The following is a 22,996-nucleotide window of genomic DNA, read 5'->3' as shown; positions in this document are numbered from 1 at the left end:
GACGGCACCTCCTTCTGGGCGTGGACCTGGGACAGATCGGATCACGAGAGCACCGGATGGTACGAATACGACCCGATCAGCGGGGAGCAGGGCAGCCCCTGCCAGGAGGAGGCCGGAGACCAAGGTGACGCGCCGAGACGAGTTACGTGGGGGCATGGGTGCCTCCTCGGTCTATGAGGTGGGCTCGGGGCCGGAGATGGGTTTCCAGCCCGCGGCGGTGAACTCGGGGGTGCCGGGTAGGGCGACCTCGGGCACCGCGGCGGAGACGGGATCGGGGATGTTGACCCAGTCACCCCGGCCCCGCATGCCGGGATGCCACGCCATGAGCAGACTCATGGCGTACGGGCTGGAGTAGGTCGGGTCGGTGTCCTGGGCGCCCTTGGTCGCGGTCACCTGGACCAGGACGGACACCTGGATCTGGTCCTTGGCACGGGCCCGCCACTGGACCCCGATCGTCCTCGTCCGCATGGCGGCCCCGTCGGGGAGCTTGCCGGCCTTGGGGAGGCCGAGGGTCTCGCGCCATCCGGCGACGGCGGCCCGCGCGCCGGCCCGGGCCGCCTCCTGCTGCTCCGGCGGGGCGTACAGGACCGCCGCCTGCTCGGCCTGCTCGATGTCCAGCGTCCACGCCGCCTCCAGCGTGGCGGCCGCCGCCGAGACCGCCCCCAGCTCGGTGTGGGGGAACCCGACGGGATAGCCGGCGTCGCCCTCGTAGCCGGAGGGCGGGGCGAGCGCGACGGTGCCGGCGGCGGCCGGGTCCGCGGTCCGGGCCGTCGAGGTGACGGGCTCGGGCCGCAGGAACTGCCACGCGCCGATCATCAGCAGGATCGCCCCCACGATGGAGACGACCACGACGATCATCCGCCGGGAGTTGTGGGGCGGGGGGCCCAGATCCCAGTCGAGCACGGGGTCCTCGGCGGCTGGCCTCACTACTTGCCCCGATCGGGACGCTGGCCGAACGCCTGGCCGGCGGCGGCGGCCAGGCGCAGGTAGGCACCCCGGGTGGTGGGCCGGAGGCGGGCCAGGTCGACCTCGGCGCCCTCCTTGAGGTGCGGGTCGTAGGGGACGCGGATGACGGTGCGGCAGCGGGAGCCGAAATGGCGTTCCAGCAGTTCCACGTCCACGTCGGACTTGGGCTCCACGGCGTTCAGCACGACGATGGCGTTCTTGACCAGGTCCGCGTACCCGTGGGCGGTGAGCCAGTCCAGTGTCGCGGCGGCCGAGCTCGCCCCGTCCACCGCGACCAGGCTGACCAGCACGATCTGGTCGGCCAGCTCCAGCGTCGCCCCCATGGCCCCGTGGAGTAGCCCGGTCCCGCAGTCGGTGATGCAGATCGAGTAGTAGCGCTCGATGAGCCCGGCGACCGTGCGGTAGTCCTCGGCGTTGAACGCCTCGCTCACGGCGGGATCGGTGTCGGAGGCGAGGACCTCCAGCCGGGCGGTCGACTGGGAGGTGAAGGCGCGCGCGTCGGCGTAGCGGACGATGTGGGGGGCTTCGGCGAGCAGCGTGCGGATGGTCGCCGCCGTCTCGGACTTGACCTTGATCCCGAGGGTCCCCCGGTCGGGGTTGGCGTCGATCGCGATGACCCGGTCTCCCCGCAGGGAGGCCAGGGTGTTGCCCAGGGCGGCGGTCGTCGTGGTCTTGCCGACCCCGCCCTTGAGGCTCATGACCGCGATCCGGTGGTGCCCGCTCGCCACGGGGGTCTGGGCCTGGGCTATCAGCGTGCGGCGCTCCACCTCCGTGGCCGACTCCGCCGGGATGATCTTCCCGCCGGAGAGCTGCCAGATGAGCCGTCGCCACCCGCCGGTGGGCTCGGGGCGCCGGTTGATGAGCAGGTGTTCGGCGGTGAGGGGGACCGTCTCCTGGAACTGCTCCGCCGGAGCGGACGGCGAGCTCTGGATCCGGGGGGACGTCTCCGTCATGGCCAAGGTCCTTTCAGAGAACTTTCGCAGAGCAGGGGGGACGGGGCTGTCAGCAGGTGAGCCAGCGCACCGTCGTGGTGATCGAGTCGTCGGGTCCGTGGACGGTCAGGGGGGCGGTGACGGAGGAGGGGACGCCGCACCATTGGCGGATCCGATGGGCGCGCAGCGTGATCACACTGGTCCGTCCCTGCTCCAGGGTGCCGTTGGACGGGCTCACGGCCAGCCCGGGCGCTGTTATCCGCCAGTCGAGGGCGGCCCCGGAGATGGTGAGGACCAGGCTGCCCTGGCCGAACTCGTCCAGGGTCACCACGGGGGGGATCCGCAGCCGTGCGGCGAGCCCGCTCCGGGGAGCGGGGGCGGTGCCGGCCGTGGTGTCCTGGACGGCGGAGGACTGCAGGGAGCCGGCGGGCCGCTCGGTCCCGATGGCGGGCCCGAGGAGGTTCATGCCCGTCAGGGTGCCCGCGGCCCCGGCGACCACGATGATGACGATCTTGATGGTGGTGCTCCGGACCCGTTCCCCCGCCCATGCGAGCGCCTCCACGAACCGGACGCCAGGGCCGAAGCGCACCCCCTCGGGCTCGCCGGTCGCTCTGGCGTAGGCCCGGACCGCCGGCGCCCGCCTGTCGCCGGACCTGCCGGCGGCCGGCTGGCCGGTGATGGCGGGGATGGCGGGGTTGGTGGCGGTCATGTCGTTCTCGCGCACCCGCGTCTGCGAGAGCAGCGCGTCGTACAGGGGGGTGTCCTGTGAGGACGGGGCCGGGGACGGGGACAGAGCGGAGCGCGGCCGGGCCGTCCCTGCCGGCAGCGTCGGCAGGGACGGAAGGGTGGGACGCTCCGGCAGCACGGGAAGGTACGGAAGCGTGGAGCGGTCCGAACGGTCCGCGCGCTCCACCCGGTCCACCCGGCCCGCGCGGTCCCCCGGGGCCGTGCGGTCCGTGCGGTCCCCCGGGGCTGAACGGTCCGTGCGGTCCATGCGATCCGCCCGGTCCCCCGGGCCCGTGCGGTCCATGCCATCCGCCCGGTCCATCCGGTCAGCCTGGTTCATCCGGTCCGTGCGGTCCGCCCGGTCTGGACGGTTCGGATGGTCCGCGCGTTCTGGGCGTTCTGGGCGATCCGTGCGATCTGGACGGTCGGGGCGGTCAGGTCGGGGGGGACGGGCGGGACGGCGGGGTGTGGAACGGTCCGGGCGGACGGGGAGGTACGGGAGAGTGGAGCGGTCCGGTCTGGCCGTACGGCCCGGCCGTACGGCCAGACCGGGCCGGGTCTCCTCCTGCGGCGGCGTGCGCGCTCCGGGGTCCGCCGTCTCGGCGGGCGCGGGGGCGCTCTTCGGCTCGGGCGGTTGCGTGGGGGGCGGGAGGGAGTCGAGGAGCCGCCGCCGCACCTCGGCGGTGAGGGGCGGGATCCGCGGGTGGGAGATCATCTGCGGGACCGTGTAGCGGATGTTGATCGGCCGCGTGCACGCGGAGCACTTGATCATGTGAGACAGCAGGTCCGTACGGGCCTCTTCGAACTCGGCGGGAGAGAGCGTCCGTTGCCCGTCGGACCCGTCGGACCCGTCGGACCCGTCGAACCCGTCAGGCCCGTCGAACCCGTCGGGGTCGGCGGGCTCACCGAGCCCGCCGGGGAACAGGGCCTCGATCAGCGGGGGGAGCTCCGGGCAGGTGCCGCGGCCGTGTTGGATGGCGTCCAGGCCGCTCACGAGGGTCTCGATCAGGTCCTGGGTGCGTGTCGCAAGCCTGCCGACCTCCTCCACCGGCATCGCCAGCATGTGGGACAGGTCGAGGGGAGCCAGCTCGTGGCGGTACATCAACCTGAGCGTCTCGGTGCCCAGCGGGTCGACGATCGTCCAGACGCGCTCGATCAGCCGGGCGTCCGGCATGCCCGGCCCGGCTTCCGGGACGTACTGCTCTCGGTAGCCGGGCGCGGCGCGGCAGTCACGCCGGAGCACGGCGAGCAACCACCCCCGGGCGGTGATGTCCCGGGGCGCCGGCTGGGCCTGGCAGGCGGCCAGCGTGGAGGTGACCGCCGCCAGCGCCCGGTCGGGGGCGAGATGGTAGGCGGCGTAGTCCATCAGGTGCGCGCCGTGCTCGCCCACCCAGGTCGCCCCCTGGCCGGGACCGAGCACGGCGCGCCCAGCTCGGGGGCGAGTGCTCATGGGCCGTTGTATCCGAACGGGTCCGGGTGGACCTGACTGGTATCGGACTGGACGGCCGGGTCCGGCTGGATCTGGCCGGGGCCGTTGTCGGGCTGGACCTGGCGGGTGTCGGGCTGGACCCGGTGGGTGTCGGGCAGGACGGCCTGGTCCGGCTGGTCCGGCTGGACCTGACCGTTGTCCGGCTGGACCTGGCGGGTGTCGGGCTGGACCTGGCCGCTGTCCGGCTGGACCTGGCCGTTGTCGGGCCGGGCGGGCGGGGCGGTGGAGGGGTCGGTCACCACGAGCTCAAGGTTCCGCTCGGGCAGACCGGTGAACTTGGTCCAGTTGCTGACCTCCCCGGGTGCCGGCTCCGCGTAGAGCCAGCGGATGAAGGCGGGCCACTGGCAGGAGTCGCGGGGGATGGCCGGGCCGCCGTCCTGGGACGCGCCCAGCCGCTGAAGCTCGGCGGCCGAGTAGTCCCGGCACGGAGGGGTGCCCGGCGGGGCGATGTTGAGGTCCCACACGCCGTTCTCGTCCGTGTAGCGCATGTTCTTGTCCAGCCCCAGGGCCTCCTGGGCCCGCCGGAGCAGCTCCGGGTCCCGGAAGATCGGCAGGGAGTCGCCGTTTCCGGAGACCTCACCGTCCGGAAGCGGCGTGGCGGGCTGCAGCACGCTCCCGTCGGGAGCCTGGGACGGGTTCTGGGCCGTGCGCTGGTCGGGCTGGGGGAGCTGCGTGTCCTGGGACGGCGCGGGGGTGGGAGTCCCCGGAGGGCGGGTGTCCGAGGGGCCGGGGGTCGCCGTGGGCGTGGCCTGCTCACCGGCGCTCGCCGACGGGGTGGGCGTCGCCGAGTTCGCCGGGGGTTTCGGCGTCTCGGCGGGGACCGTGGGCTTGGCGGCGTCCGTGGGCTGGGCCGGCGTGCCGGTGTCCGAGGGCTGGGCGGGCTTGGGGGTCGGCTGCTCCTTCTCCCTCTCGACGTCGACCTTCTTCGCGGTCTTCTTCTCGGCCTGCTCGATCCGGCTGCCGCTCTCCGAGATGTCACCGGCGATCTTCTTCGTCGGCGCCGGCGCGGGGGGAGGCGTGGAGCGGCCCGACTTCGCCGGTGGCGGCTGCGCCGCCGTCGAGCGGCGGGTCTCCGGGGCGGGCTGCAGCGGTGCCGACGAGCGGCGGGGCTCCGGAGCGGGCTGTGCCGCCGTCGAGCGGCGGGGCTCCGGGGCCGAGGACTCCCGCTTGGGCGGCGACGACGCCGTGCTCTTGGGATTTCCGGGCCGCTGCAGGGCGGAGGCGGCACTCGCCAGGACGGCGAGCGAGACGCAGCCTCCCCCGCCGCCTCCGACCGCGTGCCCGTCGGTGGTGGTGGTCAGGCAGACCCGGGGAGACTCCTTGGGACCGTCGCCGGTGATGGTGCTGCCCTCGTCGGCGCCGGAGAGCGGGAGAGTCGGGTCCCCGTCGGCCGAGCCACGGGACTTCCACGCCTGCTCGCCGTCGTCGAGGTGGTAGGTGCCGGCCGCCAGGCGCATCACCCTCTCCTCGGCGGGATGCGAACGGGCGGCGATGACGGTTCCCAGCCCGGCACCGGCCCCGAACACGCCGATCGCAATACTTGCAGTGATCACCGTCGCGCGTGATGCCTTACGTGAGGGTGTCATCATGGATGTTCCTCTTCTTCCAGGGGGGTGTCAGTCGCCGTGGCTCTCCAGGACGTCGCTCCACTCGCCCAGCACGCGGACGGGCTCGATGGAACCGGCGGGAGGGACATGGGCTACGTACATGCGTCCGTAGGTCGCGCTCACCGAGCGGGTGAAGGACCGGTTCCCGGTGCGGACGGCGGCCGACCCCTTCAGGGTGACCTTCGCTCCCACGCGCTCAGCCTTGCGCGCGTCGACGGAGCGGGCCGCGTACCAGATCAGGGCGCCCCCGTCGCTGGTCCTCAGCGAGCGCACCGGGCCTTCGAGCTGGTATGACAGCCTGAGGGACCAGCCTGCCTCCTCCAACTGGGCGCGTTCCTGCTGCCAGAACTCCACGGTCTCGCTCGTCCACGGCCCGTCGGCGAAGGTCGGGTCCAGCTCGGCGCCCGCCAGGCTCGCCAGGTGGGCGCTCGCGACCTCACGCGGGGTCGCGAGCAGTTCGGAGGTGTTCTCGGGCAGGCTCGTGGCGTAGCCGTCGGCGTCGGTCGCGATCTTGGGGAACCGGGCGGGGGTGGCCCGCGTGTCCGCCGCCGACGCCACCAGCCGCCATCCGGCGGGGGTGGAGCTCATCACGTCGGTGATCCGGGCGACCCCCGGCTCGTAGGAGACCGCCACGAACCAGTCGGGGGTGCCCTCGACATGACGGGGGATCCACACCTGCGGATTGGGCCAGATCCCCGACGCCACCGACTCGCCCTCCAGCCGGGCGGTCTTGAAGCTCGCCCGTGTCATCTCCAGCGCGAGCCCGTGCTCCAGCTTGCCCATCGCGGCCTGGTCCAGGGTGGCCTGGGCCGCTGACAGCCCCCGCTGGTAGCGGCCGTGGATGCGGTAGACCTCCTTGGCGGAGAGCTGGGAGGAACGGGCTCTGGCCGGAGGGGCGGCGGACGGGGAGCCGACGGGCGGAGGGGGCAGAGGCACCGGGGTGATGGATGGCGGGACGGTGACCCTGGCCCTGATCCGTGCCTGTTCGGTGCCGGCGGCCTTGGGCCTGGGGGACGGCGCGGCGGTGCCCTCGGCGTCGGGAGCCGGTGCGGAGGGCGCCGGTGTGCGCCCGCCGTCCGGGGCGGAGGGGGCCGCCGTGCCCTTCCCGCCGGGGGCCGGTGCGGAGGGCGCCGGTGTGCGCCCGCCGTCGGGGGCGGAGGGGGACGGCGTGCCCTTCCCACTCGGGGCCGGTGCGGCCTTCCCGCTCGGGGCCGGTGTGGAGGGGGCCGGTGTCGAGGGCGGAGGGACCGCCGCCTCCCAGCCCGTCTCGGAGGGCCGGGGGGTCGGGTTGGCGACCAGGGCCTGCGGCCCGGAGGTGTCTCTCGTGGTGAGCCAGACCCCCGCCCCGGCGAAGATCGATAAAATCGCCCCGGACAGAATGACCTTCCGCCAATCGAATGCGGCGAGTCGCTCGGGATGCCAGTCGGACGAGTGGTCCGATTCGTGCTGGGCGGAAGCGTCACCGCGGCCAGAGGGCCCAGGCTGCCTATCTGGGAAATCTGATGCGCGCCATGACATAGGTCCAAATATTAGACTGACCGTGATCTATTGGGAAGGTAAAGGGGCTGAGTAATTGGCACTTATGGCTATTGGTTTATAAATAACACATAAGCCATAATAGGGTATGTCCGAAATAGGTGCCATGCTGACCTGCCGATCTCGTGCCAACAGGTCATATCGGCACTTCTCTAGAGATTTACCTGCACCCTCTGCGCTCAGCTGACACTCCGGCTTTCCCGTTGATCTGTTATTTCCCTGAGGTGGGCTTGATGTTCGCCCTATGTTGAGTTTCCGGTTCCCCGGCGGGGTGTCAAGAGGAGGGTCCGCGGAGGCGGCGTCGTTTTCGCGGAACGGATTGCCGCGGGCGCTTGCCGGGATCCGATATGAATGGCCTTCACGTATTCGGCCCGTCCGGCCGGGCCACCGGATCGAGGAATCAGGTCACCGTCTTTCCGGTCCGGAACGGCGATCGAACTCGATTTCGGATGATCTCTCCGTCCGCTCCACCGGCCGCCCGCCACACCCGTCCGCGCTCACCTGTACCCGCTCGCGTCCGTGTTCACTCGCGCCGGCCCACGCCCGCCGGGAGTGGCTAGCGGAGCGCGGCGGGCCCGTCCTGAGTCCTGTCCCCGTCGGCGGGGGCCGGCTCGGAGATCACCTTGGGGACGCCGCGCAGGGCGGGCAGCGTGGCCGCCGCGAGGAGGGCGAGCAGCACCGCGCCGGTCGTCACGGTCGTCTGCATGCTGTCGACGAAGGTCTGCCTGGCGGCCTCGGCGACCGTCTCCGCCAGCCGCGCGGGCAGGGCGGCGGCGACCTCCAACGCCCCGCCGAGCGACTCCCTGATCTGGGCCGCCGCCTCCGCGGGCACCTCGGCCGGGAGCCTCAGGTCGGCGCGGTAGGCGCCGGTCAGCACACTCCCGAGTACGGCGATGCCCAGCGCGCCGCCCATCTCCTGACCGGTCTCCGCGATCGCGGACGCCGCGCCCGCCCGATCCTTGGGGACCGAGGCGAGGATGGTGTCGTTGGTGACGGCGAAGGTGAATCCGGTGCCCACCGAGGCGACGATCATCGCGGTCACCATGTACGCGTAGACCGTGTCCACGTCGAGCCGGCCGTACAGGAAGAATCCGGCGGCGGTGAGGGCGAGCCCGAGGGAGACGACCCGCGCCCGGCCCAGGGCGGTGACCAGCGGGCCCGCCAGCGCCCCGCCCACCGCCGCGCCCAGGCCGCCGGGCAGGCCCGCCAGCCCCGACATGAGAGGCGACCAGCCCAGGACGAGCTGGAAATACTGGGCGAAGGCGAGTGACGCGGCGAGCATCGAGAAGATGCAGACGACGTTGGCCCCGACAGCCGCCGAGAAGGCGCGGTGCCGGAAGAGCCGGACGTCGATGAGGGGCTCCGCCAGCCGGGTCTGCCGCCGGGTGAACAGGACGAGCGAGACGAGGCCGACCGCGGCGGCCACCCAGACGCCGGGCTCGGCGAGGCCGTCGTGGACGGCGGTCTTGAGCGCGTAGACGACACCGACGACGCCGGCGGCCGACAGCGGCACGCTCACCAGGTCGATCCGGCCCGGCCCGGGGTCGCGCGACTCGGGCAGCACGACGGAGCCGACGATGACGATCAGCGCGGCGACCGGCACGTTGACGAGGAAGACGGAGCCCCACCAGAAGGAGTTGAGGAGCGCTCCGCCGACCACGGGACCGAGGGCGAAGCCCAGCGCGGAGACGCTGCTCCAGATGCCGATCGCGGTGGTCCGCTCCCTCGGGTCGGTGAAGACGTTCCTGATCATCGACAGGGTGGACGGCATGATGGTGGCGCCCGCGGCGCCGAGCAGCGCCCGGGCCGCGATGAGCGACTCCGGCGTCGGCGCGTAGGCGGTCAGGGCCGAGGCGGTCCCGAAGGCCGTCATACCGACGAGCAGGAGCCGCTTGCGGCCGATCCGGTCGCCGAGGTTGCCCATGGTGACCAGGAGCCCGGCCAGCGCGAAGCCGTACACGTCGACGATCCACAGGAACTGGGGGGCCGAGGGGCGCATCGCCTCGACCAGCTTGGGCGCGGCCTGGTGCAGCACCGTGAGGTCGACGGCGAGCAGCGACACGGCGAGGCAGGCGATCGCCAGCGTGCCCCATTTGCGGGGTGAGGGAGAAGCCATGTGAGGAGCGTCGGCCCCGGCGTTGACGGACCGCTGACCGGACGCTGACGGCCCATCGGCGACGGCACGGATCCACCGGAAGCAGGAGCGTGCCCGCAGGCGGTCCGCACCGGCCGTGCCCGTCCCGCGTGCCCGTCCCGCGTGCCCGTCCCGCGTGCCCGTCCCGCGTGCCCGTCCCGCGTGCCCGTCCCGCGTGCCCGTCCGCCGGGCGGACGGGCCCCGCCTGTTACCCCTGCCTCATCAGCGGCCGGTATTCGCCGGGGAGCTGGGCGACCGTGTCGTGGTACTCCCTGTCGCCGATGGTCTCGCGCAGCGCCGCGAACACGGCCCGCACGTCTCTGGCGGCCTCCGCCCGGTCGGCCCCGGCGCGCATGGCGACGTCGTGCAGGAAGACGTCGGGCGACAGCGGCACGGTGCCGCCGCGCCCCCTGGCCCGGCCCCGCCGCAGGGCGGGGCGGAGCGGCGGGGGCAGGAGCGGCGTCAGGCCGTCGGCCTGGCCCGCCGGCAGCCGCAGGCCCAGCATCTCCAGCACCGCCTCGGTGGCGCGGCGAGCGCGGGCGCGGTCGGTCGCGGCGCCTTCCGCGACGCGGTCGAGGAGCTCCTCGCCGGACAGGCGGCCCGTGAACGGCGGCTCGTCCTCGGCCGGCGGGGGCGCCGCGGCCACCGCGGTGTCCATGAGCGGGTAGAAGTCCGGGGGCAGCTCGGCGCGGAGGTCCTCGAACCCGTCGGGACCCACCGCCCGCCACAGCGCGGCCAGCACGCCGCGCGCCTGCTCCGCGACCGCCTCGGCGTCGAGCCCGGTGTGCTCCGCGATGCGCCGGACGAACTCGTCGACGTGGAACCGCTCGGGCGGACCGGCGGGTTCGACGGACGGGCGCAGCGGTTCCGGAAGGCACCGGCCGAGCCGCTCGGCCTCCCCGGGGGTGACGCGCCGGGCGAGCGTGCGGAGGGTCAGACGGGCGACGCTCTCCGCCTCCTCGTCCGAGATGTCGGCGACCTGCCCGACGATCGTGACGAACTCCTGGTAGTCCATGTCGTCCTGCCTCGGCCGCGGGGCGGCTGTCAGGCGGGGCCGGCCGACGGCGGCGGCCGGTGCCGCTGGATCCGGGACCGCAGGGCCCTGCGCCCGCGCCGGTGTGGGGAGCGGGCCACCGCGAGGCCCCCGCGGCGCGACCACCTGCCGGCGCACACGACGACCTCTCACCACGACGACCTCTCACCACGAGGTCATGCGGCGCCTCATCCAGTTAACCCCTCTCCTCGACGCGGGGGCAAGCGGACAGGCGGCGGCCCCGGTCCGGGAGCGGGTCGCTCCTGGACCGGGGCCGCCGGATGCCCGCCGGTCGGTGTCACCGTCCCGCGGTCGCCCCTGTCGAGGCGGACTTTCTAGTGGACGCGGCGCCTGCCGTACATGCTCACGGCCAGGATCACGCCGACCGCCGCCAGGCCGATCTGCAGGAGCAGCTCGATCCAGTCGATGCCGCCGGTCGAGGCCACTCCCAGCGCCCCCGCGAGGGCGGTGCCGATGAGGGCGGCGACGATTCCGATCACGATGGTCAGCCAGATCGGGATGTTCTGCTTGCCCGGGACCACCAGACGGCCCAGGGCCCCGATGATGGCTCCGATGACTATGGCGGTGATGATGCCGGTAACCGTCATGTTCACGCTCCCTGTAGGTCGGGTGACAGACGAGTGCCCTGGGAAAGGCGGCTGACACGTAACAGATCGGTTGCGACCGGATCCGGAGGTCAGCCGAGCTTGCCGAAGAACTCGCGGACGTCGCCGACCAGCAGCTCAGGCTGCTCCAGCGAGAGGAAGTTGCCGCCGCGCTCGAACTCGGTCCAGTGGACGACATTGCTGTCGCGCTCGGCGAAGCGGCGGATGGCGACGTCGGTGCCGAGGGCGACGGCCACCCCGGTGGGGACGGTGCCGCGCTCCTTGGGAGCCCAAGCGCCCGGGTCGTGGGCCATCTCGTAGTAGAGGTTGGCCGAGGAGCCCGCGGTGCCGGTGAACCAGTAGACGCTGACGTTGGTCAGCAGGTGGTCGCGGCCCACGGCGTCCTCGGGCAGCTCGGCGGCCGGGTCGGTCCATTCCTTGAACTTCTCGGTGATCCAGGCGAGCTGCCCGACCGGCGAGTCGTGCAGGCCGTAGGCGAGGGTCTGCGGGCGGGTGGACTGGATGACGTTGAAGCCCATCATGTCGTCCCGGAAGTTCTGCAGCCGGGCCAGGCGCTCCTGCTCGCCTCCGGTCAGGCCGGCGAAGTCGGCCGGGTCCTCGGAGGGGAAGGTGACCAGGCCGTTGACGTGGACGCCGATGACGCGGTCGGGGGCCTGGCGGCCCATCTCGATCGCGATCCAGGCGCCCCCACCGCCGCCCTGGACGCCGTAGCGCTCGTAGCCGAGGCGGGCCATCAGCTCGACGAACGCGCTCGCGATCTTCCCGGTGTTCCAGCCGGGGCCGCTGAGCGGGCCGGAGAAACCGACCCCGGGCGTCGAGGTGACGATCACGTGGAAGTCCCGCGACAGCGGCTCGATCACCTCGGTGAACTGCGTGAACGAACCGGGCCAGTCGTGCATGAGCAGCAGCGGCGTGGCGTCGGCGTTGGCCGAGCGCACGTGCGCGAAGTGGATGTTCTGCCCGTCGACCTCGGTGGTGAACTGCGGGAACTCGTTCAGCCGGGCCTCGGCCCCGCGCCAGTCGTAGCCGTCGGCCCAGTAGTCGGCCAGCCCCTTCAGGTAGTCCACCGGCACGCCCCGGCTCCAGCCGGTGCCGGGGATCTCGCCGCTCCAGCGGGTGCGGCCGAGGCGCTCACGCAGATCGTCGAGGTCGGCCTGGGAGATTTCGATGCGGAAGGGGCGGATCTCGGTGCTCATGGAATGTTCCCTTCGAGGCGTTCTTGCTGACCTCAGTCTATCAGAACGGAATGCTTCATTCCACAAATTTGGACCGCCCGTGGGGATGGATGGTGGTGAGAGGGTGCCGCTGTACGTGCGGGGATCGCGTAATCTATACTAAACCGGTAGGTTGTGTCCGATATAGTGGACGTGGATTAGGCTCCGATGTGACAGCAGTGGGTAAAGCCGGCAGCAGCGCAGAAGGAGGCGGCTTCCGTGTGCGCTACCACGCAGCTCCAAGGTTTCCTCGACAGGCTCGGCTGGTCGCCCGAGCAGCTCGCGCGAGAGATCAACCACATCCGCGGCAGTGAGGGCATCAGCCCGAAGGCGCCCTACCACTGGCTCAGAGGGGCCTACCCGCGGCGCGACATACCGCACGCGGTGGCCAAGGTCCTGTCCGAGCGCCTCGGCGAGCCGATCGACGTCAGCATGATCTGGCCTGACCGGTCCATGCCGAACATCGGTTCCCGGATGATCGCCCCTGCCGGAGCCGCCCCGGATCCCTCCGCCGGCCGTTCCGACCTCACGCCCCTGATCCGGGACTCCTGCGACTCGATCAGGCTGGCCAGACGCGTCTCGGTGACCAACATGGACGAGGCCGCCCTGGAGCGGGTGAACAGCGAGCTCGTCGCGATCTCCGTCTCCTACTTCCACGTGCCGCCCGGCTCCCTCATCCACCGGGCCGTGCTCCTGCGCGACCGCATAGCCACGTCGCTGGCAGGGCCCCAGCGGCCGTCACAGAAGAGGAAGCTGCTCTCGCTCGGGGCGAAGTGCTGCGCGCTGCTGGCGTGGATGGCCGACGACCTCGGAGACCCGCGGGCCGCCCAGAACCACGCCTCGGCCGCCTGGGAGCTGGCGGAGCTGGCCGACCACCATGAGGCGCGGCGCTGGGTCCGTCTCGCCCAGGCCAGGCAGGCGTTCTGGATGGGCGACTTCATGGAGGCGGCCCAGCGCACCGGCGAGGCGCTGACCTACCGGGCGGACGACGGCCTCGACGCCTTCCTCACGCTCCTACGGGCCCGGTCGTGGGCCGCCATCGGGTTGGAGAAGGACGCGCAGCAGGCCGTGTCCGGCTGGCTGGACGGCCCGCGCGACGCCCCGGCGCGGGACGGCGGCGTCTTCGTCCTGCAGAGGGACCGGCAGTCCTATCTCGTCGGCGCCACCTACCTCGCGCTGGACCAGCCGGACCGGGCGCTGCGGGAGTTCCGCGGGTTCTTTGACCACTTCGAGGCGCTCGCGCCGGGCCGGCGCTTCTACGGGGTGGAGGCTCTCACCCGCATCGACGCCCTCCGCGCCCACCTGCGGTACGGGGAGGTCGACGAGGCGGCCGGGGCGATCGGGCCCGTCTTCGACCTGCGGCCCGAGAAGACCATCAACATGATCCAGATCGCGCTGCGGGAGGCGCTCGGCGAGCTCAGGCGGTATCCGGACGCGGACGCGCGCGTCCGTGACCTCGCGGAGCGGACGGAGAGGTTCCTGTCCCGCACCGGCCCGGCACGCTGACACCCGCCGGCCCGGCGCGCCGACGCCCACCGGCCGGCGCGCCGACATCCGCCGGTACGGCGGGCCTGCGGCTCCCCGCACGGGCGCGCCGGCGTCCGCCGGTACGGCGGGCCGGCGCCGGACCGGCACGGGCCCCGGGACGTCTCCCGGAGCCCCTGGTCAGCCGATCGCCCCCGTGACCGGCGTGAACAACCGGGTGCGGTCGCCGGGGAGGTCGTCGCCGTGGACCATGACCGCCGTGCCGCCCGTTTCCCGGAGGCCGTGCTCCTCCAGCCAGGCGCGCAGCTCCGGCCGGTGGCCGTCGAGGTCGATCCGTACCGGGCCGTCGACGGCCGGGGCCAGGCCGGACAGCAGCGCCGCCGCGGTGCCGGAGTCCTCGGCGACCAGCGGCCCGACGACGGGGCCGTCGACCCCGCGCCAGAGGCCTGCGAACCCGCGGACGCCCGCCGGCCCCTCGACCAGGCGGATCTGCTCGGCGGCGGAGAACAGGCGGGTGAACAGCTCGGTACGGCCGGCGCCGAAGACCTCGGTGTCCAGGGCGACCACCGCGGGGAGGTCGGACAGGTCCGCCTCGCGGGACGGTCCCCCCGGCCGGCCGCCGGAGCGCAGGCGGCCGGCATACCTGGTGCACGTGCCGGTCACCCGGAAACCGAGGTCCGCGTACATCCGCCGCCCGTACTCGGTCGCGGTCAGCCAGATGCTCGCGGCCTCAGCGCGCTCCGTCGCGTATCTCATCAGCCCGCAGCCGAGGCCGCGGCGGCCGTGCCGGCGGGCGACCAGCAGCCCGCCGACCGTGGTGAGCGTGCCGCCGTACCGGGCCAGCGCCACCGTCGCGGCCAGCCCTCCGGCGGGGTCGTCGATCCCGTACACCTCACCGAGCGCGAACAGCAGGTCCCACGCACGGTACTCGGCGGGCCAGCCGCGGTCCTGGGCCAGCCGGAGGCAGTCGGCGAAATCCTCATAACCCAGCCGCCGGACCGCCTCCCGCGGGACCGCCTCCCGCGGGACCGTCACGGCCGGCGGCCCACGACCGACGCCACCACGCCGAACCACTCGGCCATGTGCGGGCCGTCCTCGGAGGCGAGGAAGCGCTCGACCTCCTCCGCGGTGACATAGCCCTTCTCCACCAGGGTCGGCCCCGTCTGCCGGATCGTCGGACGGATCCACCGGTGGAACTGCTCGCCCCAGCCCTCCCAGCCCGCGAGCGAGGGCGTCAGCCGTACGTCGACCTCGGTCAGTCCCAGGCGGGCGACGAGCCCGGGCAGCCGCCGGGTCCAGCGCATGTCGCCACCCTGCGAGTTCATCTGCTCAACGATCGCCCGCAGGACCCCGCCCCACTCCGGATGGGCCGTGTCGTCGGAGGGGAACCAGTAGCCGTCCACGACCGCCAGCCATCCGCCCGGCGCCAGCCAGTCGACGAGGCGGGCCAGCACGTCCTCGCGCTCGGGCAGGTGCTTGAGCACGGACCGGGCGTGGATGAGGTCGAAGGAGCCCTCGGGGAAATCCTCCTCACGTATGTCGAAGGTGCGCACCGTCAGGTTCGGCGCGCGCTCCGCGTCGAGGTAGCGCGGGTCGATGTCCGCCGACACCACGCTCCCTCCCGGGTAGCGGTCCGCCAGCCAGTAGGACATGGAGCCGGCTCCCGAGGCCATGTCCAGGATCCTCGGGGCGGAGCCCAGGGGGAGCTTCTCGACGGCCGCGATGCTCAGCGGGTCCAGAGCGTTCTCCAGCAGTTGGAGCCGCCGCAGTTCGGTGGGGATGTCCTTGCTCAGGACACCCGTGCCATAGGGATCGTGTCTCATGTCCAACCCTTCCCTGTCGTGGGGGACGGCGGGCGGCCGCCGTCCCCGCGGAGATCACACCTGGCCGTCCGGCCGGTACCGCAGGGCCGTGACGCCCCAGCTGAAGCCCATGGCGCTGGTGGCGAGCAGGATCAGGTCGCCGTGCCGGAGCCCGCCGCCGTCCAGCAGCCCGCGGAGGGCGATCATGGTGTCCGCGCCGCCCATGTGGCCCAGCCGGTCGTAGTTGAAGACGCTGCGGTCCGCCGGGATGCCGGTCTCCCGCAGGAGCCGCTCGTGCATGGACCTGTCCCCCTGGTTGATCAGGAAGTGGGACACATCCGACGCCCGTGCGCCGAGCGCGCCCAGCGTCTCGCCGACGAGCGCGGTGAAGTTCTCCACGTAGGCCGCCGCGAGCCCGCCGCGGTGCCCGTTGCGGCGGATCACGACCCGGTCCGGCCGGTGCTCGCCGGTGTAGTAGTCCGACCAGCTCGGATCGGTCCGCATGGCCGAGTGCAGCACCTCGAAGGCGTAGTCCTCACGCGCCAGGAGCATCGCCGCGGCGGCGTCGCCCAGGTTGAACAGCGCCTTGGAGCCGGGATCGTGGTAGTCGACCATCGTGCCCAGCCGGTCGCCGACGAGCACCAGCACGTACTCGGCGCGGCCCGCCGCGATCCCGTCCAGCCCGGTCCGGACCGCCGTCATCCCGGCGTTGCAGAAGTTGCCGATCTCGAAGCAGTGGGCGCGCTCGATGCCGAGTCCGAGGGCCACCCTGGCCGCCGGCGACCAGAACGGGAGGTCCCACTCGCCGGAGCCGGCGAATATCACCTGCCGGATGGCGCCGGGCTCCACCTGCGTGCGCTTCAGGACGGCTCTGGCCGCTTCGAGCGCCAGCTCCCACGACCGCTCGTCCGGGCCGAGGACCGGGAAGCTCCTGGAATGGGTGATCTCCAGGATCTCGGGGACCGGGACCCCCGACATGGCGGACATGTGCCGCACGCTGACGCGTGAGGTGGGGAAGGCGACCTCCAGGTCGGCTATTCCGCCCACGGCTGCTCGGCTTCGATGCTGACCCGGTGCACGGTCCGGGCCACCCCGGGCTCGACGTCGGTCGCCGCGTGCAGGGTCGTGGAGGTCTTCCACACCACGAGGTCATCAGGGGTCCAGCGGTGGGTGTAGACGTGGTCCGGGTCCTGGATGAGGCTGTCGAGCAGGGTGAAGAACGCCTCGTTCTCGTTGGCGTCGAAGCCCTGCACCGAGTCCATGTACTCCGGGGCGCCGTACAGATACGTCTGCTTGGTGAAGGGGTCCTGCCGCACCAGCGGGTGCTCGACCTTCGGGTGCTTCTCCTCGATCCAGGCCCTGTACTCGGCCGTCGACAGTCCCACGTGCTCGCTGCGGATGCGCAGGCGCTTGGCCACGGTGTGCCACGCCTTGCGGTCGTCGATCTTCTTCTTCCAGTCGTCGGGCAGCCGGTCGTAGACGTCGACGGCGCTGGCGAACAGGGTGTGGCCGCTGGTCTGCGGGACGTTCACGCCGTGCAACATGGTGTATTCGGCGGGCTTGGCGACGAAGGACGAGTCCTGGTGCCAGAAGTTGCCGACCCGGGCCACGCCGATGGACCTGTTGTCCCGCACCTCGTTGGAGGAGATCATGATCTCCGGCAGCTCCGGGTAGCGGTACTGCTCCAGCACGAAGGGGATGGGCCTGCCGATGCGGGCCGCGAGGTCCACCTGCTGCCGGGGCGTCACCTCGATCCCGCGGATGATCACGAGTTCGCGCTGGTGGAGAGCGGTGACCAGTCCGTCGAAGACGTCGTCCCGCTGCAGGTCCTCGTAGGTGACGCCGGTCAGTTCCGCGCCGATGAAGGGGGTCAGGTCGATCCTGTCCATTGCCGTCTCCTTGGTTCACACGCGGGTGAGGCTGTCTTCCAGGGCGTACGCGAAGTGTTCGATCTGTTCGGCCGTCCGGTACGGGGCGACGGTGACACGCAGCCGCTCCGTCCCGAGCGGGACGGACGGGAAGTTGATCGGCTGGACGTAGATGAGGTGGTCCTCCAGGAGGAGGTCGGCCACCTTGCGGACGCGGTCGCTGCCGGGGACCATCACCGGGATGATGTGGTGCTCCCCGTCGATGAAGGGGATGCCGGCCGACCGCAGGGCGGCTTTCATGCGCAGCGAGTTGTCGGTCAGCGCCCGGCGCAGGTCGTCGCCGCGCCGGACGAGGTCCAGGCCCTTCATCGTGGCGTCCATGCAGGCCTGCGGAAGGGAGGTGGTGAAGATGAAGCCTGGGGCGTAGGAGCGCACGTAGTCCAGGGCCGCGTCGGGGCCCGTGACGTATCCGCCGACCGTCCCGATGGCCTTGCCGAAGACGCCCTGGACGAAGGTCGGCCGCGTCTCGCCGATCTCCTCGCAGATCCCCGCGCCGGTCGGGCCCTTGACCCCGATGGCGTGCGTCTCGTCGAGGTAGGTCAGGGCGTCGTACTGCTCGGCCAGGTCGCATATCGCGCTGATCGGGGACGCGTCGGCGTCCATCGAGTACACCGACTCGAAGACGATCATCTTGGGCCGCGACCTGTCGTACTCGGCCAGGCAGCGCTCAAGCTCGACCAGATCATTATGCTGAAATATCCGCTTTTCGCATTTCGCCCGGCGGATCCCCTCGATGAGGGAGCGGTGATTGTTCTCATCCGAGATGACCACCATGTCCGGGACCGCCGACAGCAGCACGCTGAGCGTCTCGAAGTTCGCCACGTAGCCGCTGGAGAATATGAGCGCGCGCTCCTTCCCGTGCCAGCCGGCCAGCTCTGATTCCAGCTCGACATGAGTGACGCTCGTCCCGCCGATGTTGCGCGAACCGCCCATGCTGGTGCCGTGCAGCGCGGTCGAATCGATCTGTGCCTTGATGAGATCCGGGTGCTGACTCAGGCCGAGATAGTCATTGCTGCACCACACCTGGACCTCATTACCCATACGCAGGGTCTGCCCCGGGCTGGCGGCCATGTGCGCGGTGGAGAAATAGTGCCGGTAAAGGCCGTTGCTCTTGAGCTCCTGGAGCTTTTCCGTAAATGTTTCGAATACGTGGGGCCGGGTGGGGACTTTTGTGGGCATGCGCATCCTTCGCTGATTGTCCTCCGCCCTCACCGTGATGGTGTCCCGCCACCGGGGCGGTCGGGCGGACGTCTTCGGAGCCGGGCTCGCTGTGGCTGGCGAACGCATGTGACTGGACAAGCGTCGGAACAGTCCTGACCGTCAGGACCGATGTCCGCGAGAGGGGACGGGGGTGTTGATCCCGCGTGTGGGTCCGCCGCGCGTCTCCAGCGCGCCGGAGGCGATGGTCAGCGCGAGCGCGGCGGCCGCCATGATCGCGCCGATCCAGTTGGGCGAGGTGTAGCCGTATCCGGCGTCGATGCTCAGGCCCCCGAGGTAGGCGCCCAGCGCGATGCCGACGTTGGAGGCCGAGACCGTGACGACCGCCGCGAGGGTCGGCGCCCCCTCGGCCTTGCTGATCACCCGGGTCATCAGCCCCGGGACGGTGGCGAACCCGGCGACGCCGAGCAGCGCGAAGGTGATCGCCGCCGGTACCGGGGAGCCGGCGGTGAAGGCGAACACGGCCAGCACGGCCGTGAGCGCGGCCAGCGCGGCCCCGAGGGTGGGCAGCAGCGCGCGGTCGGCGTACCGGCCGCCGAGCGTGTTGCCCACGACCAGGCCGACGCCGAAGAGGGCGAGCAGGGGGGTGAGCGCCTCCTCCGAATACCCCGTCACCTCGGTCAGCATCGGCGCGACGTAGCTGAAGGAGGCGAACAGCGCGCCGAGGCTCAGCGCGGTCATGGCCAGCGCCAGCCCCACCTGCGGCCGGCGCAGGACCGCCAGCTCCCGGCCCAGCCGGGCATCGGCCTGCGACCGCTGCGCGGGGATCAGCCGGGCGATGCCGGCGAGGCCGACCAGCCCGATGCCGACGAGCATCCAGAAGGTGACACGCCAGCCGAAGTTCTGCCCGACCCAGGTGCCCAGCGGCGCCCCGACGACGTTGGCGGCGGCGCCCCCGGTGAAGACCATCGCGATCGCGCGGGCTTTCCTGCTCTCCTCGACCAGGTCGGCGGCCACGACGGAGGCGACTCCCAGGAAGGCGCCGTGGCAGATCGCGGTCGTGATCCGTCCCAGCATCAGCAGCGCGTAGCCGGGCGCCAGGGCCGACAGCAGATTGCCGCAGATGAAAATCACCATGAGGATGAGGAGCATGTTCTTGCGGGGCATCCGGATGCCGGCCGCGACCAGCAGCGGCCCGCCCACGACGACGCCCAGCGCGTATCCGGATATGAGGAAACCGGCTGTCGTGATGCTGACCGAAAGGTCGCCGGCGACGTTGGGCAGCAGCCCCATGACCACGAATTCCGTGGTCCCGATCCCGAAAGAACTCAATGTGAGCGCGAGCAGGGCGAGCGGCATTCCAGCGGGCTCCCTTGATGCGTATGACGGCTGATGGGCGGCACCGGACATCATTCGAACGGACGGTTTTTCATCGGGCACGTGAATGAGAGGAGAACGGAGGCCGCTCTCACCGGGAAAACCTTTTCGGCTACGGTGCCGATCCGGTCGCCGGCCATATTGATTTCCCGTCGGCCCATTCAGAGCACTCTCAAGAAGTGAACCCCACCCGCGCGCTCCCCCGCAATCCGTGCTGCGGTCAGTTTGGTCAGAACGCGGTCAGAATGGTCAGAACTGTTAACTTCGGGTTTTCCCGGCCGCGCCGCCCCGGCGGGGACCGCGGCCGGGGCGCGCGTTCAGCTCTCCGGGGCGCGAGGGGCGGTGGGAGGGGCGGTGGGAGGCGCGGCCCGCAGGAGTTCCGCGAACAGCCGCTCCCACATGGGGGTGACGGCCTCGGGGGCGTAGTCCCGCGCCGTCCGCAGGGCCGCCGCGCCCATCCGCAGCCGCAGCTCCCGGTCGGCGACGAGGCGGTTGACGGCGGCGGCCAGCGCGTCGGCGTCCTGGGCCGGGACGAGCAGCCCGTCGACCCCGTCGGTGATGACGTCGCGCGGGCCGGTCGGGCAGTCGAAGGCGACGACCGGCAGCGCGTGGGACATCGCCTCGATCATCACCATCGGCAGCCCCTCGGACCGGGAGCTGAGCACGTACAGCGCGGCCTGGGCCAGCTCCTCGTCCAGCCGGCCGCTCCGCCCCATCAGGGTGACGTTGTCGCCGAGCCGGTGCTCCTTGATGAGCGCGCGCAGCTCGGCCTTCTTCGGGCCGGTGCCGTAGATGCGCAGCCGCCAGTCCGGATGGCGGCGCACGACCTGCTTGAACGCCGGGATGAGCAGGTCGAACCCCTTCTGCGGGACGAGACGCCCGGCGGCGATCACGAGCCGGTTCTCCTGCCGCGACGGGACCTGGTCGAGGGTGTGGACCGCGTTCGGGATCCGCACGACGGGGGTGCCGGGCAGCAGCGCCTGGTAGTCCCTGCGGTCGGTCCCGGTGAGCACCGCGACCGCGTCCAGCTTGCCGTAGTGGCGGGCGATCTCCCGGCGGACGCTGTCGCGGTGGGTGGCCAGGTTCATGTGCTCCTGCGCGATCCGCACCACGCTCGCGGGCGTACGGCGGGCGGAGATGAGGTTCAGCGCCGGGCGGGTGGTCACCAGGATGCCGTCCTGCAGCGCCGAGACGTAGCCGATGACGGCGCCCTCCACCCGTTCGGTGAAGTAGGAGGCCGCGGCCTCGCCGTACGGCACGATCTTCCCGCGGACCCTCCGCCAGATCCTGCGGGCCGTCGAGTCGGCCCGCACGCCGTCACGCTGGTCCGTCAACGCGACGATCTCGACGCGCGGGTCCACGGGGAACTGGGGGGCGTCGCGGCGGCGCACCACGCTGACGATCTCGACGTCGTGCCCGGCGGCGGCCATCGCGTTGGCCTGGTTGATCACGGTGCGGATCGTGCCGCCCATCCCGTAGGCGTGCAGGAGCATGTACCGGATTTTCATGAGCCCGCCAGGTAGCCCCACTTGACGGACATCGGCCGCAGGGCCTCGGGGACCTGCTCGGGCGCCGGCAGGTCGCGTCCTCGCTGCACGGCACCTGACTGGATCTTGTCCTTCCAGTCGCCGAGCCCCTTCTGGATCACTGTCTGCTCGCCGTAGTCGAGCATCCGCGGCTCCCAGGGCACGCCGAGGAAGTCGCAGACGCGCCGGGTCTCGGCCGCCGGGTCGCCGGTCAGGTCCTCGTAGCGGACCGTGAGGCCGGTGAGGGCGCGGCGGGCCCGCTGTACGGCCTTCATGTATCGCAGGGCGTCGAGCGCGGCCTCCTCCGGCGTCCGCCGGTCCGGGGCGGCCTCGTGCCAGGACTTCGCGATGGAGGCGGGGTGACGCAGCAGGAAGACGTAGCGGGCGTCCGGCCAGCAGGCCGCGATGCGCTCGAAGGCGAAGGCGTTGGCCGGGGTCTTGTCCACGACGAAGGACTTGCCGCTGCGCACCAGCTCCCGGTGGAGCACCCGGTCCCACAGCAGGTGCTTCAGGTCGGCCTGGTTGTGGCCGAGCGCGTCCATCGCCCTGCGTGACAGCGGGGTGCCGAAGCCCACGGTCAGCCGGCGCACGTGCAGCTCGTGCGGGGCGTGCAGCATCGAGTGGGCGTTGAGCAGCGCGCGCAGGAGCGTGGAGCCCGACCGGACCGGCGAGAGGATGAAGATCGGCGCGGTCAGCAGGCGGTCGGTCACCGGGTCGGCCGGCGGCCGGACCAGCCGCCCGGCCGCGGCGGCGGGTGTCGCGGCGGGCGCGGAGCCCGCTCCGCCGGCCCGGCTGACCTGGAGTCCGGTGAACCTGACCAGGACGTTGTTGACCGTGCGCTGCCAGTTCATGCCGAGGGAGGTTACTCAGCTTTCCTGGCAGTTAACTGTGTGTGCCGGGCCACACCGTCACCGCGTGCCGCCGTGCCGCCGCTCCGGCCGCTGGTCGAGGACCGGGTAGTTGCTGCGGAAGACGCCGTGGGGGTCGCGGGCGCGCTTGATCTCCCGGAGCCGGGCCAGGACGTCGCCGGGGAAGGCGGTGGCGGCACTGTCGCCGGGGGCGAGATAGGTGTACGGCTTGCGCCCGCTGGTGTGCGGCACGAGCGCGGCCGCGATCTCGCTCTGGCGTTCCCCGACGGCCGCCGCGGCCTCGGGCGTCGAGGGGACGCCGAACATGTAGAGCGAGTACGGCTCGGTCAGGTGCCCGCAGGCGCCGCCGCCCTCCGCCGGGCGGGCCAGCGCGCCGCCCAGGTGCCGGATCTGCACGCTGAGCAGCGGGTCGATGGGCCGCGACAGCAGCACCTGGGCCACCGCGTCGTCGAGACCGGTCAGCAGCTCCCCGCGCGACAGGCCCGCCCCGGGGTCGGTCGGCTCGGCGCAGATGCCGCCCAGCTCGGCCACCGGCAGGACGCCCCGGCTGTCCATGACGGCCCCGTCGATCTTGTCCAGGCGGCGCAG

At 72.0% G+C, this 22,996-nt stretch carries 18 protein-coding genes and 1 pseudogene; 1 reads left to right on the top strand and 18 read right to left on the bottom strand.

From position 1 onward, the window contains the following. Positions 1-171 precede the first annotated feature (171 nt). From ACWDS7_RS29650 to ACWDS7_RS29610, 9 genes are all read right to left on the bottom strand, one after another. The gene (locus tag ACWDS7_RS29650) at positions 172-903 is read right to left on the bottom strand and encodes a hypothetical protein (protein ID WP_451931933.1); all 732 of its coding nucleotides are present in this window, start codon (positions 901-903) and stop codon (positions 172-174) included. A 23-nt stretch (positions 904-926) separates the two neighbouring features. Further along, on the bottom strand, positions 927-1,919 hold the full coding sequence (locus ACWDS7_RS29645; RefSeq protein WP_306861295.1) for a MinD/ParA family ATP-binding protein: 993 nt from the start codon (positions 1,917-1,919) through the stop codon (positions 927-929). A 49-nt stretch (positions 1,920-1,968) separates the two neighbouring features. Next, positions 1,969-4,074, bottom strand: a complete 2,106-nt coding sequence (locus ACWDS7_RS29640) for a hypothetical protein (protein ID WP_451931932.1) — start codon at positions 4,072-4,074, stop codon at positions 1,969-1,971. Beyond that, on the bottom strand, positions 4,071-5,666 hold the full coding sequence (locus ACWDS7_RS29635; RefSeq protein ID WP_451931931.1) for a hypothetical protein: 1,596 nt from the start codon (positions 5,664-5,666) through the stop codon (positions 4,071-4,073). The genes ACWDS7_RS29640 and ACWDS7_RS29635 overlap by 4 nt, the downstream gene beginning before the upstream one ends. Before the next feature lie 63 nt (positions 5,667-5,729). After that, complete coding sequence (locus ACWDS7_RS29630) at positions 5,730-6,656, bottom strand: hypothetical protein (protein WP_451931930.1); 927 nt, start codon at positions 6,654-6,656, stop codon at positions 5,730-5,732. A gap of 1,156 nt (positions 6,657-7,812) precedes the next feature. Next, positions 7,813-9,372 carry an MFS transporter gene (locus ACWDS7_RS29625; protein WP_451931929.1) on the bottom strand — a complete coding sequence of 520 codons (1,560 nt, stop codon included), beginning with the start codon at positions 9,370-9,372 and terminating at the stop codon, positions 7,813-7,815. 226 nt (positions 9,373-9,598) lie between these two features. After that, positions 9,599-10,405: a DUF2267 domain-containing protein gene (locus ACWDS7_RS29620; protein ID WP_451931928.1), complete on the bottom strand. Its 807-nt coding sequence runs from the start codon at positions 10,403-10,405 to the stop codon at positions 9,599-9,601. A 353-nt stretch (positions 10,406-10,758) separates the two neighbouring features. Continuing rightward, positions 10,759-11,031 (bottom strand): GlsB/YeaQ/YmgE family stress response membrane protein, encoded by a 273-nt coding sequence (locus tag ACWDS7_RS29615; protein ID WP_306861283.1) that lies wholly within the window; start codon positions 11,029-11,031, stop codon positions 10,759-10,761. Between the two features lie 89 nt (positions 11,032-11,120). Continuing rightward, positions 11,121-12,245 (bottom strand): epoxide hydrolase family protein, encoded by a 1,125-nt coding sequence (locus ACWDS7_RS29610; RefSeq protein ID WP_451931927.1) that lies wholly within the window; start codon positions 12,243-12,245, stop codon positions 11,121-11,123. 237 nt (positions 12,246-12,482) lie between these two features. Here ACWDS7_RS29610 and ACWDS7_RS29605 point away from each other — a divergent pair, with 237 nt between their 5' ends. Next, positions 12,483-13,769 carry a hypothetical protein gene (locus ACWDS7_RS29605; RefSeq protein ID WP_451931926.1) on the top strand — a complete coding sequence of 429 codons (1,287 nt, stop codon included), beginning with the start codon at positions 12,483-12,485 and terminating at the stop codon, positions 13,767-13,769. A gap of 159 nt (positions 13,770-13,928) precedes the next feature. Here ACWDS7_RS29605 and ACWDS7_RS29600 read toward each other — a convergent pair whose 3' ends face one another. The 9 genes and pseudogenes from ACWDS7_RS29600 to ACWDS7_RS29560 all read right to left on the bottom strand — a co-directional run. Then, complete coding sequence (locus tag ACWDS7_RS29600) at positions 13,929-14,783, bottom strand: GNAT family N-acetyltransferase (protein ID WP_451931925.1); 855 nt, start codon at positions 14,781-14,783, stop codon at positions 13,929-13,931. Further along, positions 14,780-15,571, bottom strand: coding sequence for a class I SAM-dependent methyltransferase (locus tag ACWDS7_RS29595; RefSeq protein WP_306861275.1), 792 nt, complete (start codon positions 15,569-15,571; stop codon positions 14,780-14,782). Before ACWDS7_RS29595 ends, ACWDS7_RS29600 begins: the two co-directional genes overlap by 4 nt. Before the next feature lie 54 nt (positions 15,572-15,625). Then, on the bottom strand, positions 15,626-16,597 hold the full coding sequence (locus tag ACWDS7_RS29590; protein WP_451931924.1) for a 3-oxoacyl-ACP synthase III family protein: 972 nt from the start codon (positions 16,595-16,597) through the stop codon (positions 15,626-15,628). Continuing rightward, positions 16,585-17,439, bottom strand: a complete 855-nt coding sequence (locus ACWDS7_RS29585; RefSeq protein ID WP_451931923.1) for a TauD/TfdA dioxygenase family protein — start codon at positions 17,437-17,439, stop codon at positions 16,585-16,587. Before ACWDS7_RS29585 ends, ACWDS7_RS29590 begins: the two co-directional genes overlap by 13 nt. A 15-nt stretch (positions 17,440-17,454) precedes the next feature. Then, the gene (hemA, locus tag ACWDS7_RS29580) at positions 17,455-18,657 is read right to left on the bottom strand and encodes a 5-aminolevulinate synthase (protein ID WP_451931922.1); all 1,203 of its coding nucleotides are present in this window, start codon (positions 18,655-18,657) and stop codon (positions 17,455-17,457) included. Between the two features lie 141 nt (positions 18,658-18,798). Beyond that, positions 18,799-19,995, bottom strand: coding sequence for an MFS transporter (locus ACWDS7_RS29575; protein ID WP_451931921.1), 1,197 nt, complete (start codon positions 19,993-19,995; stop codon positions 18,799-18,801). A gap of 335 nt (positions 19,996-20,330) precedes the next feature. Continuing rightward, the gene (locus ACWDS7_RS29570; RefSeq protein ID WP_451931920.1) at positions 20,331-21,521 is read right to left on the bottom strand and encodes a glycosyltransferase family 4 protein; all 1,191 of its coding nucleotides are present in this window, start codon (positions 21,519-21,521) and stop codon (positions 20,331-20,333) included. Continuing rightward, on the bottom strand, positions 21,518-22,390 hold the full coding sequence (locus tag ACWDS7_RS29565) for a sulfotransferase family protein (RefSeq protein ID WP_451931919.1): 873 nt from the start codon (positions 22,388-22,390) through the stop codon (positions 21,518-21,520). Before ACWDS7_RS29565 ends, ACWDS7_RS29570 begins: the two co-directional genes overlap by 4 nt. 57 nt (positions 22,391-22,447) lie before the next feature. After that, positions 22,448-22,996, bottom strand: a pseudogene (locus ACWDS7_RS29560) (FAD-linked oxidase); the annotation flags it as partial.

It is taken from the genome of Streptosporangium sp. NPDC003464, assembly GCF_053588315.1.
Note: the sequence above shows the minus strand (reverse complement) of the source record. Positions and strands in the feature narration are given on the sequence as shown.

Coding starts and splice junctions, on each gene's coding strand:
- hemA (WP_451931922.1), bottom strand. CDS start 18,657: ATGCCCACAAAAGTCCCCACCCGGCCCCACGTATTCGAAACATTTACG.
- ACWDS7_RS29585 (WP_451931923.1), bottom strand. CDS start 17,439: ATGGACAGGATCGACCTGACCCCCTTCATCGGCGCGGAACTGACCGGC.
- ACWDS7_RS29565 (WP_451931919.1), bottom strand. CDS start 22,390: ATGAACTGGCAGCGCACGGTCAACAACGTCCTGGTCAGGTTCACCGGA.
- ACWDS7_RS29575 (WP_451931921.1), bottom strand. CDS start 19,995: ATGCCGCTCGCCCTGCTCGCGCTCACATTGAGTTCTTTCGGGATCGGG.
- ACWDS7_RS29615 (WP_306861283.1), bottom strand. CDS start 11,031: ATGACGGTTACCGGCATCATCACCGCCATAGTCATCGGAGCCATCATC.
- ACWDS7_RS29640 (WP_451931932.1), bottom strand. CDS start 4,074: ATGAGCACTCGCCCCCGAGCTGGGCGCGCCGTGCTCGGTCCCGGCCAG.
- ACWDS7_RS29620 (WP_451931928.1), bottom strand. CDS start 10,405: ATGGACTACCAGGAGTTCGTCACGATCGTCGGGCAGGTCGCCGACATC.
- ACWDS7_RS29610 (WP_451931927.1), bottom strand. CDS start 12,245: ATGAGCACCGAGATCCGCCCCTTCCGCATCGAAATCTCCCAGGCCGAC.
- ACWDS7_RS29570 (WP_451931920.1), bottom strand. CDS start 21,521: ATGAAAATCCGGTACATGCTCCTGCACGCCTACGGGATGGGCGGCACG.
- ACWDS7_RS29595 (WP_306861275.1), bottom strand. CDS start 15,571: ATGAGACACGATCCCTATGGCACGGGTGTCCTGAGCAAGGACATCCCC.
- ACWDS7_RS29625 (WP_451931929.1), bottom strand. CDS start 9,372: ATGGCTTCTCCCTCACCCCGCAAATGGGGCACGCTGGCGATCGCCTGC.
- ACWDS7_RS29645 (WP_306861295.1), bottom strand. CDS start 1,919: ATGACGGAGACGTCCCCCCGGATCCAGAGCTCGCCGTCCGCTCCGGCG.